Raw genomic sequence first — 15,854 nt, forward strand, 5'->3', positions numbered from 1 at the left:
GAGGAAAGAGGCGAAAAAATGACAGATTTAAGAAGTATTTTAGCTGAAAAATTCGGATTTACTAGCTTTCGTAGAGGTCAAGAAGCTATTATTCAAAAAATTTTAAACCAAGAAAATGTACTTGGAATCATGCCGACTGGAGGAGGGAAATCTATATGCTATCAGTTACCGGCGCTTTTATTGGATGGGTTGACACTAGTGATTTCTCCTTTAATTTCTTTAATGAAAGATCAAGTAGATAGTTTAAATGATATGGGGATACCAGCTACGTTTATTAATAGTTCGCTTTCTTATTTAGAGATAAATCAAAGACTAGATGATACAAAAAAAGGTCGCATTAAGTTGTTGTATATTGCTCCAGAACGTTTAGAATCAGAGGAATTTTTACGTTTATTAGAAACCGTTCAAATTGACCTTTTGGCAGTTGATGAAGCTCACTGTATTTCGCAATGGGGTCATGATTTTCGTCCTAGTTATCTGAAGTTAGCACAAATGATTCAATCGTTAAAGCAACTGCCGACAGTTGTAGCCTTGACAGCTACGGCCACACAACAAGTTGCACAAGATATCTCTCAATTATTGTCTATACCAGAACAAAATCAAATCAATACTGGTTTTGCTCGGGAAAATCTAGCTTTTCAAGTGGTTAAAGAGCAAAAAGATAGTTATTTGTTTACCTATCTAAAAACAAATAAAAATCAATCAGGAATTATTTATGCGACAACCAGAAAAGAGGTTGAAAGACTTTATCGTTTGCTAAGACATAATGATTTTTCTGTGGGGATGTATCATGGGGGCATGGATAAAAAACAACGAGCAAAAAGTCAGGAAGACTTTCTGTTTGAGCGCACGCAGGTTATAGTAGCGACAAATGCTTTTGGAATGGGAATCAACAAAAGTAATGTGCGTTTTGTTATCCATGCTCAGATACCAGGAAATATTGAATCTTACTATCAAGAAGCAGGGCGTGCAGGTAGGGATGGATTAGCAAGTGATGCTATCTTATTGTATGCCCCCCAAGATCTACAAATTCAACATTTTTTCATTGAACAATCCAATTTAACCCATAGCTATCAACAAAATGAATACGAAAAACTAAGACAAATGAATCAATATGCCCACACCCAAATGTGTTTACAATGTTACATTTTACGGTACTTTGGGGAAAATGGGCAAAAATGTGGTAAATGTAGTAATTGTTTGGATGAACGTGAAGCAGTTGATATTACTCTTGATGCGCAAAAAATATTATCTTGTGTGAAACGTATGGAGGAACGCTTTGGTAAAACTATGGTGGCAAGAGTTTTGACAGCTTCAAAGACTAAACAAGTAAAGGATTGGCACTTTGATCGGCTTACCACCTATGGATTAATGAAGGGATGGTCACAAAAAGAAGTCGTTAGTTTGATTGATTATCTGACAGCTGAACAATATTTAACATTGAGTAAGGGTGAGTTTCCTAAGTTAATCGTTTCATCAACAGGTATTGATGTTTTACTAGGTAAGCAAAAAGTATATCGTAAACAAGCAGCTGTAAAACAGTTAGCAGATAACGACGAGTTATTTGAAAAATTACGCGCTTTACGCTTGGAACTAGCTCAAGAGCAAAACTTGCCGCCCTATATTATTTTTTCGGATAAAACATTGCAAGAATTGGCACAGAAAAAACCCAAAACCCCCGTTGAATTTTTACAGATCAAGGGTGTAGGGCAAAATAAGTTGGATAAATATGGTGAACAATTTATCTCCTTATTAAAAGGAGAAACAGTTTAAATAAAATGAATAATTAGCACTCTCGGGATTTGAGTGTTAATTATTTGACCATTTTTGACTAAGGTTGTATATTGTAATTGTAAGGAAGTTAGAGAGCTTCCGATAGGATAAATCGAGATTGAAAAATCCCGTTTTACAAAAGAAACTGCCAATTCTTTTGTAATAAAGAAAAAGAAAGGAAGGATTATTTATGGCAAACTTAATGTCAAGAAACAATGATCTTATGAACATGAGAGATGACTTTTTCGATAATTTCTTCTCAAACTTTATGGGAAACGATAATTTTCAAGTCGATATCAAGGAAAAAGATAATAACTATGAAGTAACAGCAGACCTACCAGGATTTGATAAGTCAGATTTGAATGTTACCTATGACGATGATATTTTGACAATTGAAGCAAGTCGTAATGATGTAAGTGAAGATAAAGATGAAGAAGGCAATTTCCTACGTCGAGAACGTAGTAGCAGTTCTTTCCGTCGTCAATTTATGTTAAAAGGAATTGATGAAGATAAAATCGATGCTTCATTTAAAGATGGTGTCTTGAATTTGGAATTACCAAAAGCACCAGGCAAAGATGAAGATAAAAAGAAAATTGATATTAAATAATTGAATATCAGTAATGAAAGTTAACGCTGAAAGAAGAGAACACACGAAGGCTTTTGCACTAGTCTTCACGTGTTCTCTTTTTTATTTAATACAAGTTCTTGAAAATATTATAGCAAGTTTTATAAAAATTTGGCTGAAGTTTTTTATTTTTTAGCGTATAGTAGTCAAATAAAGGAAAATGTAGGCGTATAAATAAAGAGGTATCTGGGAAATTATGTTTTTGACGGGACATCTCAAATTGGGTAACTGCTAGCAGTTAATTGTTATTAACAATATAGGGAGAGTTGAATAAAATGAAAGAAAACAATGTTGAAATCAAAGTAAATGAATCTTTATCAGTAGAAGAAGTGGCGGCTGTTTATAAAGAAACTGCCTTTGATAAGCCGCTTGAAGATAAGAATAGGTTGCAAGAGATGATAAATCATACGCCTTTAGTTTTTAGTGCGTGGCGCAATGGGATTTTGTTAGGTTTTGCGCGTTGCTTAACAGATTTTGAGTACTTTTGTTACTTAAGTGACATTTTAATTTTACCAGCTTACCAAAAGCAAGGAATTGGAAAAATTTTGGTCGATGAGATGAAACAATACCTAGGTAGCAAAACGACAATTTCCTTAAGGGCAGATGAAAAAGCTTTGGGTTTTTATAAGCAACTCGATTTTCAGCCCACAGATAAGATGTATCGCATACATAGGGAGGGCTAGCGATGATAGAAATTCGAGATAAGGAAAAAATTACGGTAGAAGACTTGATAGAAATTTTTGCTCATTCGGGAATTAAGCGACCGGTTTACGATCAAGCAAGGATTAAACGAATGTTAGATAATGCTAATATTTTGTATACTGCTTGGGATAATGCTAAATTAGTAGGTGTACTCCGTGGTGTTTCTGACATGTCTTACTGTACGTTTGTATCAGATTTAGCTGTTTTAAAAAGCTATCAAGAACAAGGCGTTGGTACTAAATTATTGTCTACATTGCGAAAAAATCAGGGAAAAAATATTTCAATTGTTTTAATATCGGCAGTTAGTGCAAGTTCTTTTTACTCTAAAGTAGGTTTTGAACAAGTAGAAAATGCATTTAAAAAACAAAGACGTTATTAATTAAGATATAGCTGGTTATAAATATAAGAAAGTAAAAGGGGAGCACAGTGCTCTTCCTTTTTGTTTAGTTAAATTTCAAAAGGCTAGGGCTGTAAAAATCATTTGTTTTCAAGTATACTTTTAGTGGGAAGTATACGGAGGATGAGAAGATGGCACAACTATTTTTTAAGTACGGCGCGATGAACAGTGGCAAATCAATTGAGATCTTAAAAGTTGCTCATAACTATGAAGAACAAGAAAAACCAGTTGTTTTGATGACAAGCGGCTTAGATACACGGGCAGGTGTTGGGCAAATTTCTAGCCGAATTGGCTTAGAAGAAAAAGCACTGCCGATATTTGAAGAAACAAATGTTTACGAGCTTATTGTGCAACTGGAACCCAGACCGTACTGTATATTGATCGATGAATCGCAATTTTTAAAAAAACATCACGTTTTAGAATTTATGAGGATTGTAGATGAATTAAAGATTCCAGTGATGGCCTTTGGATTAAAAAACGATTTTCGTAACGAATTATTTGAAGGCTCTAAATATTTATTATTATACGCGGATAAAATCGAAGAGATGAAGACGATTTGCTGGTTTTGTCATAAAAAGGCAATCATGAATTTACATTTTATAGATGGAAAGCCAGTATATGAAGGAGAGCAAGTACAAATTGGGGGAAATGATGCATATTATCCTGTTTGTCGTCATCATTATTTTCACCCAGAAATCGAGTAAAGGAGAATGTTAAGTGTATTACGATCAATTACAAAAGATTGAAGATCGCTATCAGGAATTAGGCGAATTAATGAGCGATCCAGATGTGATCGCAGACACCAATCGTTTCATGAAGCTGTCTAAAGAAGAAGCGGATTTACGTGAAACAGTAGAGGTTTATCAACGCTACAAGAAAGTAGAAGAAGATATTAGCGAAGACGAAGAAATGTTAAGCGAAAATTTGGATGAAGAAATGACTGATTTAGCCAAAGAAGAATTAGCAGAGTTAAAAAAAGAAGAAGCAGAACTACAAGAACAAATCAAAATTCTGTTATTACCTAAAGATCCTAATGATAATAAAAATATTATTATGGAAATTAGAGGGGCAGCTGGCGGCGATGAAGCCGCACTTTTTGCTGGCGATTTATTTGATATGTATCAACGCTATGCAGAATCACAAGGTTGGAAAGTAGAAGTGATGGATGCTAGTATTACCGGTATTGGTGGCTATAAGGAAGTCATTATGATGATCACTGGTAATAAAGTGTATTCGAAATTAAAGTATGAAAGCGGCGCTCACCGTGTACAACGTGTGCCAGAAACTGAATCACAAGGCCGCGTGCATACTTCAACTGCAACAGTGGTTGTGATGCCAGAAGCTGAGGAAGTGGAGTTAGATATAGATGATAAGGATATTCGCACGGATATTTATCATGCTTCCGGTGCAGGCGGACAGCACGTCAATAAAACGGCATCTGCTGTACGCTTAACACATATTCCAACAGGTATTGTGGTAGCGATGCAAGATGAACGCTCGCAAATTAAAAACCGCGAAAAAGCAATGAAAGTTTTGCGTGCACGTCTTTATGATAAGTATGAACAAGAAGCTCAAAATGAGTACGATGCCAATAGGAGATCAGCGATCGGATCTGGCGATCGTTCCGAGCGTATTCGTACGTATAATTTCCCGCAAAATCGAGTGACTGATCATAGAATCAATTTGACTGTTCAACAATTAGATAAAATTTTAGATGGGGACTTAGAAGAAATTATCGAGGCTTTAATTTTATATGACCAAACTTCGAAATTGGAAGAGTTGCAAAATGAGTAAACAAACGTATCAAGAAGTCCTGAATTGGGCTTCTTCTTTTTTAGAAAATCATGGTAAAGAAGGTTATGCGATTTTCTATGTGTTTTTAGCTCGTAAAAAATGGACAAAAACAGATTGGTTGTCACACATGAAAGACAAAATAACACAAAAAGAATACGATCAATTACAAATTGACCTAGAGCAGTTGCTAAACGATTATCCCCCACAATATTTACTTGGTTATGAAGAATTTTATGGACGAAGTTTCAAAGTCAATTCTAATACATTGATCCCACGTCCAGAGACAGAAGAATTAGTTGAATGGTGTTTACAAAACACTGTTAAGCAAAAAGAAGAAGCACTCCAGGTAGTGGATGTAGGTACTGGCACTGGAGCTATTGCGGCTACTTTAAAATTAGAACGACCTGCATGGCAGATAAGCGCTGTGGATATTTCAAAAAACGCTTTGGAAGTAGCACAGGTGAATAGCGATTTGCTTGAAGCAAAAGTAGAATTTTACCTAGGTAATACCTTGGAGCCTATCAAACACTCTATCGATATTCTGATTGCCAATCCGCCTTATATTAGCCAAGACGAATGGTCATTGATGGATACAAGTGTTCAACGTTATGAGCCTTCCATCGCTTTATTTGCTGAAAATGAGGGCTTAGCTGTTTATCAAAAAATTGCTGAACAAGCGCAAGAAAAGCTCACTAAAAAAGGAAAAATATTTTTAGAAATTGGTTTTAATCAAGGAGGGAAAGTAGAAGAAATTTTTCAAAGGAGTTTTCCGCAAAAAACAATTCAGCGGAAAAAAGATTTATCAGGAAATGAACGAATGTTACTTGTGCACTAGTTATCCACAAGTTTGTGGGTAACTAGTGATTCTATAAAAATTATTTCGGAAAAAAGGCGAATAATACAGAAATTATAGCTATTTTCAAGTTATAAACAGATAAATACACAATAAGATGTCACTTTTTCCACAGATTGTGTATAACTTAACCGGAATTGTTGATAACTTGGTGTTGATAAAAAGAAAGGGTGTGGATAAACTGTGGAAATAAAAGAAACAAAACATTGGACAGTTGATGAGATAGGTGAAGCGGCGCAAAAGTTGAAAAAAGGTGGCTTAGTAGCTTTTCCAACTGAGACTGTTTATGGTTTAGGCGCAAATGCAATGAATTCAGACGCAGTTTCTGGCGTATTTGATGTTAAAGGAAGACCTCATGACAATCCGTTGATTGTCCATGTGAATAGTTTTGAACAGGTAAAAGATTATGTCGTTGCGTTGCATCCTTATGCGCAAAAATTAGCTGATACTTACTGGCCAGGTCCGCTGACTTTAATTTGTCAAACAAAAACAGATTTATTTGCCAAAGAAGTCTCTGCAGGTTTACCCTCGGTTTCTTTCCGCATGCCAGATAACGAGGCTACTTTAATGTTACTCAAAAAAGCAGGCGTTCCCGCGGTAGGACCTAGTGCTAATACCTCGGGCAAACCTAGTCCTACAACTTATGAACATGTTTATCATGATTTACAGGGCAAAATTGATGGAATTTTAGATGATGGTGCAACAAAAATTGGGGTGGAATCGACGGTAATTGATGTTAGTGACCCTGAGCAAAATCCAATGATTTTACGTCCGGGCGCTATTACTAAAGAACAAATCCAACAAGACCTAGGGATTGAGGTTAGCTATGATAAGCATCTATTAGAAACTTCTGAGACACCTAAATCACCGGGAATGAAGTATAAACATTATTCACCCGATACAAAAGTTCTAATGGTAAAAAAACAAGATTGGCCAGCTGCTGTTCACTGGGTAAAAGAAAATAATCTATGTGCAGGAGTGCTGGCTGGACCAAGAATATGTGATGAAGTTCGCGCAAATACAGCAGCTACTTTTTCTTATAGTGATGATAGTATGCTAGCAGCTACTAGAGGTTTATATGCGGGCATGCGTGCATTAGATGAAGGACAATTATCTTTAGATGTTATTTTGGTCGCTGTTTTGCCTGAAGAAGGTTTAGGCCTAGCTTATATGAATCGCTTAAAAAAAGCTGCTGCTCAAAAGTATTTTGAAGGTTAAAAGATTTCTTAATTTTCCTGTGATACAATATTGTAAGAAAGTAAAAGGGGTGTTCTTGATATGGCTATAAAAGATTTTGATTTTGAGATCGGCACTGCAATTGAAAACGAAACTAGGCGTCAGCAAGATAATCTGGAATTGATTGCCTCAGAAAACATTGTTTCCAAAACGGTAATGCAAGCTCAAGGAAGTATTTTAACGAATAAATATGCAGAAGGGTATCCCGGACGTCGTTATTACGGTGGTTGTGAATTTATAGATGTCGTTGAAAATTTAGCGATTGAACGGGCGAAAAAACTATTTGGTGCCGAGTTTGCTAATGTTCAACCACACTCTGGTTCGCAGGCCAATACCGCGGCTTATTTGTCATTGATTGAAGAAGGAGATACTGTTTTAGGAATGGATCTATCTGCAGGTGGGCATTTAACACATGGATCACCGGTAAATTTCAGTGGTAAAACTTATCATTTTGTTAGTTACGGTGTTGATCCGACAACTGAAATTATTGATATTGAAGATGTTCGCACTTTAGCGCATAAATATCAGCCTAAACTGATTGTTGCTGGAGCCAGTGCCTATTCTCGTTATATTGACTTTGCGGCTTTTAAAGAAATTGCGGACGAAGTGGGTGCCAAATTGATGGTGGATATGGCTCATATTGCTGGTTTAGTTGCTAGTGGGCTTCATCCTAATCCGATTCCTTATGCTGATATTACGACGACTACCACACACAAAACATTACGAGGACCTCGTGGTGGTATGATTTTAACAAACGATGAAGCACTTGCAAAAAAAGTCAATAGTAATGTATTTCCTGGTATTCAAGGAGGACCTTTAGAACATGTAATTGCAGGAAAAGCTGTTGCATTTAATGAAGCACTGGATGATAATTTTAAAGCATACAGTCAACAGGTACTAAATAATGCTAAGGCAATGGAAGCCGAATTTAACCAAGCTGCAAAAACACGTTTAGTGTCTGGTGCAACAGAAAATCATTTACTTTTAATTGATGTGACCGACTATGGTATGACAGGAAAAGAGGCTGAGCAGCTTTTAGATTCTGTGCATATTACAGTAAATAAAAATGCCATTCCTTTTGAAAAATTGAGTCCTTTTAAAACAAGTGGTATACGTATAGGGACACCTGCCATCACTAGTCGTGGTTTTAAAGAAAAAGAAGCGGCGGAAGTCGCTCGTTTGATTATAAAAGTTTTAGAAAATAACAAAGATCAGGCAGTGCTTAATGAGGTCAAAGAAGCTGTTGCAAAACTGACTGAAGCTCATCCAATTTATACGCATTAAGTTGTATATTAAAGGCAATTTCTTTTGATGCATTGCTTGTATACTGCTTTTAGATTACAATAGAGAAAAAATAAAGGGGCCTTAAAAAATGGGAAAATTTCAAGTAATGGAACATCCATTAATTCAACATAAGTTAACAATTATACGGGAGAAAAACTGTGGTACAAAAGTTTTTCGAGAAGTTGTTGATGAACTTGCAATGTTGATGGCTTACGAGATTTCTCGTGATATGCCAACTGAAAATGTTGAAATTGAAACACCAATTGAACTATCAACGCAAAAAACATTAGCTGGTAAGAAAGTGGCTATTATTCCAATTTTGCGTGCAGGTTTGGGTATGGTAGATGGTATTTTACAACTTATCCCAGCGGCTAAAGTAGGGCATGTTGGTTTGTATCGGGACGAAGAAACATTAGAAACTCATGAGTATTTTGTCAAAATGCCAGAAGATATCGATAGTCGCCAACTATTGGTGGTTGATCCTATGCTTGCCACAGGAGGATCAGCGATTATGGCGATTGACTCTTTGAAAAAACGTGGTGCTTCTAATATTAAATTTGTTTGTATCGTTTCTGCTCCGGAAGGGGTTAAAGCCTTACAAGAAGCTCATCCGGATATAGATATTTACACAGCTGCTTTAGATGATCATTTAAATGAAGATGGTTATATTGTTCCAGGATTAGGTGATGCGGGAGATCGTTTATTCGGTACGAAATAGCAATAAAAAAGAAGCTGGAATTCCAGCTTCTTTTTTATTGATCTGTTGGTTCCATCTGTTTGTAGTTAATGATAATGACACCGTTCTTTTCGGAGATCAACTCCTGATTGGAACTTGTTTCATCAATGGCAATAACGGCTGAGTTTTTCAGTTGCTTTGTAATTGTGCCTGTTTCCGGCTGATTATGTATTTGAAACCTTACGTGCTCATTAACTGAGAATTCTTTGCCTACTTCTGATGGGTCAATAGACGAATCAAACTTACCAAATGCTGCCATATATAAAACCTCCTTATATTTATTGTAACATAATTTTTGGAAATTTTCAGATAACATAATTTTAAAAAATTAGCTTTACAAACAGTAAAAAATTCCTTATAATTTCATATGTATTTTGCCAGCTTAGCTCAGTTGGTAGAGCAACGCACTCGTAACGCGTAGGTCGCAGGTTCAAGTCCTGTTGCTGGCATTTAAATTATGCGATAGACACTGTTATATCAGCGTTTATCGCTTTTTTTGTACCAAAAAAGTGCTAAATGCTTTTTTATTTTTAATAAAAGTGAAAAGTCATCTTTAAAATAAATTCTAAACTTTTTTTGAATGTCTGGGTACAAAGCTTTCTTTTATCACTGTTTACCTCTATAATGAAGAAAGTAATTTTTATGAAAAGAGAGAGCAGATGGAAAAAAGGAACCTTTTTAAAAATGACAATAAAATCGATTATGGCGTAATTCTACCAGTATTTTTATTATGTTTGGTTGGCTTAGCTTCTTTATATGTTGCTTCCTACCACGATCCGATATCAAATAGCAATCCTTGGAATGACGTATTTCAACAGTTGCTTTGGTATGCTGTAGGAGTAATTGCAGTAATAATTATTATGCATATCAAGCCTAGACAGCTTTGGACAATCACTAAATATGCGTATGCAGCGGGTTTAGCTGTCATGGCATTATTGGTGCAATTTTATGATGAAGACATGCAAAGAGCCACAGGGTCTAAAAACTGGTTTAGTCTAGGTCCTATTACAGTACAGCCGGCTGAATTGATGAAAATTGCTATGATTTTGATGTTAGCAATGGTGGTTACTAAACATAATGCTTCCTATCAACAACGTACTTTAAAATCAGACGGTATATTGATCGGAAAAATGCTAGCAGTTGTAGCTCCTGTATTATTTTTAATTATGTTACAAGATGATTTTGGCTCAATGTTAGTCTTTCTAGCTATTTTTGGCGGTATATTTTTGATGTCTGGTATTTCATGGCGGATTATCATACCTGTAATTGTAGTCTTTTTAGTGATCAGTGTAGGTACGATTGCCCTTGTAGTAAGTGACGGGGGTCGAGAATTTCTGTCTGATATTGGTTTGTTTTCTCAATACCAATTTGCGCGAATAGATTCTTGGTTAGATCCGTTTCATGATGTACAAGGTGATTCTATGCAAGTAGCTTCTGCCATGATGGCGATTGGTTCAGGAGGTTTATTTGGTAAAGGTTTTAATACTAGTGAAATCGCTGTGCAAGTGCGCGAATCTGATATGATCTTTTCTGTTATTGGAGAAAATTTTGGTTTTGTTGGAAGTGCGTTTGTTGTCTTATTGTATTTTATTTTAATCTATCGAATGATTCGTGTTTGCTTTGATACAAATAATGAATTTTATTCTTATCTGGCAACCGGAATTATTATGATGATTTTATTCCATGTGTTTGAAAATATTGGAGCAAATATTGGACTATTGCCTTTAACGGGGATTCCGCTTCCATTTATCAGTCAAGGGGGCTCTGCACTTTTGAGCAATATGGTGGGTGTAGGCTTAATTTTAGCGATGCGTTATCAGGCAACAAATGAAGCTTAAGGAAAGTAGGAGGTTAACTATTGTTAACATTGTATGGGTATCCTAAATGTAGTCGTTGTAAAAATGCAAAAAAATGGTTAGAAGCACAAGGTAAAGAAGTTACATTTGTGGATATGATTAAAGAAGTCCCCTCTAAAGAACAACTAGAGAAGTGGATGAGAGAAAGCGGTTTGTCCCTTCGTCAATTTTTTAATACAAGTGGGCAAAAATACCGGGCTTTAGGCTTGAAAGATAAGATAGATGGGTATACACTTGAAGAAGCTTGCCAGGTGCTGTCAACAGACGGTATGCTGATCAAGCGTCCGATTTTAGTAAAAGATAACCATTTCTTAGCGATCGGATTTAATGAGAATGATTATGAAGGAGTATTTACATCATGGAAAAGCAATGTCTAAAAAAAGTTGATAACTTGTGGGTGCTGTTTAACGGAAAAGAATACGTTATAGGTTTGACAAATGAAGCGCAAGATGAACTAGGGAATATTACATTTGCTACTTTTCCTAAAGCGGGCCAAAGCTATGTAAAGGGTGATACTTTGGTTGAAATTGAAGCAGAAAAAGCAACAAGCGCTCTTACGAGTCCTTTATCAGGAACGGTTTCTTCTATCAATGAAAAAGCAGATGAAAATGTAGATATGTTAAATGATGAAGACGAGATGAATGCTTGGATTCTTAGCTTAAAAGATGTCGAACAATCTGAATTTGATCATTTATAATAATTAAAGTAAAAAGCTCTTGAAATCAATCATTAAGATTTCAAGAGCTTTATTATTTTTATTCTTCAGAATCTTCGTCGCTTTCACCGATAACTTCTGGTTCAGCTTCTTCCGTTTCTTCTTCTGGTTCTTCTTCAATTTCTGGTTCGTTAATCGAAGCTATTTGTTCCTCCGGATCATTGACAATCGTATAATCTTTTGCAACCGGAATATCACTGATATTAATAGAATCACCGATTTCTAGATTAGAAATATCTACTTCGATGTTTTCAGGTAGTTTGTCTGGGGTAGCTGAAACATTAGCACTGTATAATGTTTGAGTAAGAACACCACCAGCTTTTACTCCGCTAGCTTCGCCGATAAGGTTGATTTCTGCTTCTACTTCTTGTTCTTCTGTCATGTTTACAGATAGGAATTCAACATGAATAAGATCTTGAGTAAATGTATCTGCTGAATAGTCTTGGACTAAAGTATTCACTTTTTTACCATCGATATTCATTGTAATAACTGAGTTTAGTCCATTTTCACGTAGTACTCTATCTAGTTCTTGCGCATTAACAGAAATTGGTGTACTTTCGATTTGATAACCATTAACGATTGCAGGAACCCTGCCTTCATGGCGTAATTTATTTCTGATTGAACGCGGGCGTACGGCTCTTTTTTCTACTTCTAATGCTACTGCCATAATTTATTTTTCCTCCTAAATTGTGTGTTAAACAATATTTTTCAAGCAAATATTGGTTACTCAAATACTGAGATGATAATACATGATCGATAAGTTACTAAAAAAGGGCAACTGAATACACAGCTACCCCTCAGACAATCTTTCATAACTTTCTCCACCAGGTCTTAACGCTGTGTGTAGTGAGAAACTCTATTTACTTATGTTATTACTTTAAAAGAAAAATCTAAATAAGTCAAATAATTGATTAGCATTGTAACTTCAAACTATTATTATTAAATATGAAGAGTAAAAGCGATTTGACTCTCCATGTTTGAAGACTTAGAGAGTGTTTATTGACGTTATTTCATAATTAGCGTACGATATGCTTCAGTAAAGATACAAGGATACAATTTGGGTCAATGATTTAATCTGCAAGAATAGAAAATTCATATAGATTTTATAAAAAAGACGGAAGAAGGAAGAATGATGACAGAACATCAACCGATTATTATTGGCGTTACAGGTGGCTCTGGTAGCGGAAAAACAAGCGTTAGTCATGCGATTTTAAACCATTTTCCAAACCATTCAATTATGATGCTTGAACATGATTCTTACTACAAGGATCAGAGTGGTCTTCCTTTTGAAGAAAGATTAAAGACCAATTATGATCATCCATTTGCGTTTGATACGGATTTATTCATTGAACATTTACATAAGTTATTGAATTACGAAGCAGTGGAAAAACCGGTTTATGATTATGTAGCACATACGCGCAGTGAGCAAGTTGAAATTCAAGAGCCAAAAGAAGTTATTATTTTAGAAGGGATTTTGATTTTAGCAGATGAACGTTTGCGTAATATGATGGATATCAAGGTTTATGTGGATACTGATGATGATATTCGAATTATTCGACGCATTAAACGCGATATAGAAGAAAGAGGACGAACACTGGATTCGGTGATCAACCAGTATTTAACTGTCGTTAAACCGATGTATCATCAGTTTATTGAGCCAACGAAACGCTATGCTGATGTCGTGGTACCAGAAGGTGGCCAGAACCACGTGGCTATTGATCTTATCAATACAAAAATTGATACGTTTTTAGGAAATTAATTGGTGATTTGTCGTTTTTTATGGTAAAATGTATTATGCGATGAGCCGAGAAGCCGACATTTGTCGGTACCTCAAACAGCGGCATAAGAGTATACGCTCACCTGCCGGATTGCAGGATGCCGGGTAAATGTTTTTGTGGAAAGACATTTCCTACTAAATAAGTACTGTAAAAGACTGTTGTTTAGCTATCTAAGCTGTAACAACGGTCTTTTTTTATGCTTAAAAACGTCTGCAATTTATTGCTGAAATAATTTAAAGACTTGAATAAGGTTGGTACTACAAGGAAGGTAATTTTTTCCTGAACTCATAATTTATAGAAAGATTGTCATAAATTTAATCTTTTGAAAAAAACATTTAATATTAAGAAAAAGCATTCATATGATACTATATTCAAAAATAGGTATTGTTGGACGACTTTGTCACCTTATTTTTGTGAATATGTAAAAAGTAGATTTTTTGAACAATAAAATAATTGTACTAGCAAGTTCATCATGGAAAAAGAAAGGGTGTCTCTTTGGAAATTACCTACAAGCCTTCGTTAAATGCGAATGCATTAAAGATTATAGCCGTAATGGCCATGATCGTCGACCATACTACATTTTGGTTAGTGCCCAGTGACACATTGTTCTATGTTATTTTGCGTATGATTGGCAGACTTGCAGCGCCTATTATGTGTTATTTAATTTCAGAAGGTTACTTTCATACGTCAAATAAGAAAAAATATCTAAAAACACTAGTGGTGCATGAAACATTTTAAATTCACTTATTATGTTTCACGCTATTTCCATCCATAAAAAAATCCTTTATACTGAGCTTGGATGACTTATCCAAGACCAATACAAAGGAACTTAATATGGATAAGTATAAAACAATTTCAGCTTTTAATAAATGGTTTTCGAACATAAATTTCAAAAAATTACCTTTTTCTATTCGTGAGAAAATTTCTCAAGCCGACAAGTATCATAAAAAATTTGCTTTTGAACACTTTTTGAAGGTGTTTCTCTATGGCATCGATCATGAGTGTGAAAGTTTACGTGAAATGGATACGGCATTTGTTTCCCCTGATCTACAACAGACCATGGCGTTAGATGCCATCAGCCATTCGCAGCTTTCCCGTGAGCTCGCCCAGATGGATGACGAAATTTTGTGGGCGATTTTCGCACAGTTACTGGAAAAAGCACGGTCAAAAACACCGGTGACTAAACGAAATGCGCTCTATCTCGTGGATTCTTCTACCTTTCCGTTAAATACCACTCGATATCCTTGGGCGGACTTTCGCTCAACCAAAGCGGGGATCAAACTGCACTTAAAACTCTGTTTTATGGATAAAGAACACTTGTATCCGGATCAGTTTGAAGTCACGAATGCGGTAGAACATGATGACAATCACTTAGAAGTTTTTGTCAATCAACCGGAAGCGACCTATATCTTTGATCGTGGCTATATTGATTACGAGCGACTGGACGAGATGGAAGCTGACGGCTACTTTTTCGTCACAAGAGTGAAGAAAAACGCCAAAGTTCATGTCCTAGAAACTTATGAACCTTCTCAGAGTAAAAACATTTTGCGTGACCAAATGGTAGTGTTAGGCACTCAGGTTTATTTCACTTCCCCGTTTCGCTTGGTCACGATTCAGGATGAAAAAGGAAAACAATTACGCTTTGTCACCAACCGTTTTGATGTGACCGCCCAAGAAGTGGCCGACATGTACAAAGCGAGATGGCAAATTGAACTATTTTTTAAGCATATCAAGCAACATATAACGATTAAAAAGCTATTTTCACACAGTGAAAAAGGGGTAAGCAATCAAATCATTCTTGCCATGATTGCCAGTCTATTGACGTATTTAATCAAAGTAGAGACAGGAAGTAGGAAATCCCTGTTCCAAATCAAGCGCCTATTAAAACATCTGCTTTTTCAACCTTTTGAAGAATTGTGGGTGTTACTCGTTCCTACGTGACGAAATAGCATTTGTCGTCGTTGCAATAGTATTCAGATAAATAATGAAAAAATTTTTTCTGGAAAAGTCATCCCTTGCGTAAGCATTTGATTTTTTTGTCATTTTTTAGAAAAAAGTTAAAATCTGAATATTCTGATCATATTAATGCACCACTAGTGATCTAA

At 35.7% G+C, this 15,854-nt stretch carries 18 protein-coding genes and 1 tRNA gene; 17 read left to right on the forward strand and 2 right to left on the reverse strand.

All coding sequences use genetic code 11. The annotated features are described in order from the left end of the window. The first annotated feature begins 18 nt into the window (after positions 1 to 18). From recQ to upp, 10 genes are all read left to right on the forward strand, one after another. Positions 19 to 1,773, forward strand: coding sequence for a DNA helicase RecQ (gene recQ / locus AC806_RS00785; protein ID WP_041591737.1), 1,755 nt, complete (start codon positions 19 to 21; stop codon positions 1,771 to 1,773). 190 nt (positions 1,774 to 1,963) lie between these two features. Further along, a complete protein-coding gene (locus AC806_RS00790) occupies positions 1,964 to 2,380 on the forward strand; it encodes an Hsp20 family protein (RefSeq protein ID WP_014123556.1) in 417 nt (138 codons plus the stop codon). A gap of 293 nt (positions 2,381 to 2,673) precedes the next feature. Further along, on the forward strand, positions 2,674 to 3,081 hold the full coding sequence (locus AC806_RS00795) for a GNAT family N-acetyltransferase (protein ID WP_014123557.1): 408 nt from the start codon (positions 2,674 to 2,676) through the stop codon (positions 3,079 to 3,081). A gap of 2 nt (positions 3,082 to 3,083) precedes the next feature. After that, entirely contained in the window at positions 3,084 to 3,479 is a 396-nt protein-coding gene (locus AC806_RS00800) for a GNAT family N-acetyltransferase (protein ID WP_014123558.1), read from the forward strand. 149 nt (positions 3,480 to 3,628) lie between these two features. Continuing rightward, positions 3,629 to 4,201 (forward strand): thymidine kinase, encoded by a 573-nt coding sequence (locus AC806_RS00805; RefSeq protein WP_014123559.1) that lies wholly within the window; start codon positions 3,629 to 3,631, stop codon positions 4,199 to 4,201. 13 nt (positions 4,202 to 4,214) lie between these two features. Continuing rightward, positions 4,215 to 5,291 carry a peptide chain release factor 1 gene (prfA, locus tag AC806_RS00810; RefSeq protein WP_014123560.1) on the forward strand — a complete coding sequence of 359 codons (1,077 nt, stop codon included), beginning with the start codon at positions 4,215 to 4,217 and terminating at the stop codon, positions 5,289 to 5,291. After that, positions 5,284 to 6,126 carry a peptide chain release factor N(5)-glutamine methyltransferase gene (prmC, locus tag AC806_RS00815; RefSeq protein WP_014123561.1) on the forward strand — a complete coding sequence of 281 codons (843 nt, stop codon included), beginning with the start codon at positions 5,284 to 5,286 and terminating at the stop codon, positions 6,124 to 6,126. Before prfA ends, prmC begins: the two co-directional genes overlap by 8 nt. A gap of 201 nt (positions 6,127 to 6,327) precedes the next feature. Next, complete coding sequence (locus AC806_RS00820) at positions 6,328 to 7,362, forward strand: L-threonylcarbamoyladenylate synthase (protein ID WP_082786912.1); 1,035 nt, start codon at positions 6,328 to 6,330, stop codon at positions 7,360 to 7,362. Between the two features lie 60 nt (positions 7,363 to 7,422). Further along, positions 7,423 to 8,664 (forward strand): serine hydroxymethyltransferase, encoded by a 1,242-nt coding sequence (gene glyA / locus AC806_RS00825; RefSeq protein ID WP_014123563.1) that lies wholly within the window; start codon positions 7,423 to 7,425, stop codon positions 8,662 to 8,664. Between the two features lie 88 nt (positions 8,665 to 8,752). Further along, the gene (gene upp, locus AC806_RS00830) at positions 8,753 to 9,382 is read left to right on the forward strand and encodes a uracil phosphoribosyltransferase (RefSeq protein ID WP_069028544.1); all 630 of its coding nucleotides are present in this window, start codon (positions 8,753 to 8,755) and stop codon (positions 9,380 to 9,382) included. Positions 9,383 to 9,416: 34 nt separating this feature from the next. Here upp and AC806_RS00835 read toward each other — a convergent pair whose 3' ends face one another. Then, the gene (locus AC806_RS00835) at positions 9,417 to 9,659 is read right to left on the reverse strand and encodes a hypothetical protein (RefSeq protein ID WP_069028545.1); all 243 of its coding nucleotides are present in this window, start codon (positions 9,657 to 9,659) and stop codon (positions 9,417 to 9,419) included. Positions 9,660 to 9,776: 117 nt separating this feature from the next. On the opposite strand from AC806_RS00835, the gene AC806_RS00840 reads away from it, so the two are divergent. The 4 genes from AC806_RS00840 to AC806_RS00855 all read left to right on the forward strand — a co-directional run bounded on the left by AC806_RS00840 (position 9,777) and on the right by AC806_RS00855 (position 11,953). Beyond that, positions 9,777 to 9,849, forward strand: a tRNA-Thr gene (locus AC806_RS00840). 210 nt (positions 9,850 to 10,059) lie between these two features. Then, positions 10,060 to 11,238: an FtsW/RodA/SpoVE family cell cycle protein gene (locus tag AC806_RS00845; RefSeq protein ID WP_069028546.1), complete on the forward strand. Its 1,179-nt coding sequence runs from the start codon at positions 10,060 to 10,062 to the stop codon at positions 11,236 to 11,238. A gap of 20 nt (positions 11,239 to 11,258) precedes the next feature. Further along, complete coding sequence (locus AC806_RS00850) at positions 11,259 to 11,633, forward strand: arsenate reductase family protein (protein WP_014123567.1); 375 nt, start codon at positions 11,259 to 11,261, stop codon at positions 11,631 to 11,633. After that, positions 11,615 to 11,953: a glycine cleavage system H family protein gene (locus AC806_RS00855; RefSeq protein ID WP_014123568.1), complete on the forward strand. Its 339-nt coding sequence runs from the start codon at positions 11,615 to 11,617 to the stop codon at positions 11,951 to 11,953. The genes AC806_RS00850 and AC806_RS00855 overlap by 19 nt, the downstream gene beginning before the upstream one ends. A 58-nt stretch (positions 11,954 to 12,011) precedes the next feature. Here AC806_RS00855 and AC806_RS00860 read toward each other — a convergent pair whose 3' ends face one another. Continuing rightward, a complete protein-coding gene (locus tag AC806_RS00860) occupies positions 12,012 to 12,638 on the reverse strand; it encodes a 50S ribosomal protein L25/general stress protein Ctc (protein ID WP_014123569.1) in 627 nt (208 codons plus the stop codon). Positions 12,639 to 13,103: 465 nt separating this feature from the next. Between AC806_RS00860 and udk the strand changes: the two genes are divergently transcribed. From udk to AC806_RS00870, 3 genes are all read left to right on the forward strand, one after another. Then, positions 13,104 to 13,730 (forward strand): uridine kinase, encoded by a 627-nt coding sequence (gene udk / locus AC806_RS00865; RefSeq protein ID WP_069028547.1) that lies wholly within the window; start codon positions 13,104 to 13,106, stop codon positions 13,728 to 13,730. Between the two features lie 514 nt (positions 13,731 to 14,244). Next, positions 14,245 to 14,487, forward strand: coding sequence for a TraX family protein (locus AC806_RS11595; RefSeq protein WP_083207531.1), 243 nt, complete (start codon positions 14,245 to 14,247; stop codon positions 14,485 to 14,487). Between the two features lie 96 nt (positions 14,488 to 14,583). After that, a complete protein-coding gene (locus AC806_RS00870; RefSeq protein WP_069028548.1) occupies positions 14,584 to 15,690 on the forward strand; it encodes an IS4 family transposase in 1,107 nt (368 codons plus the stop codon). Positions 15,691 to 15,854 lie beyond the last annotated feature (164 nt).

It is taken from the genome of Tetragenococcus halophilus (assembly GCF_001712815.1).
In the GTDB taxonomy this organism is placed as follows: Bacteria; Bacillota; Bacilli; order Lactobacillales; family Enterococcaceae; genus Tetragenococcus; species Tetragenococcus halophilus.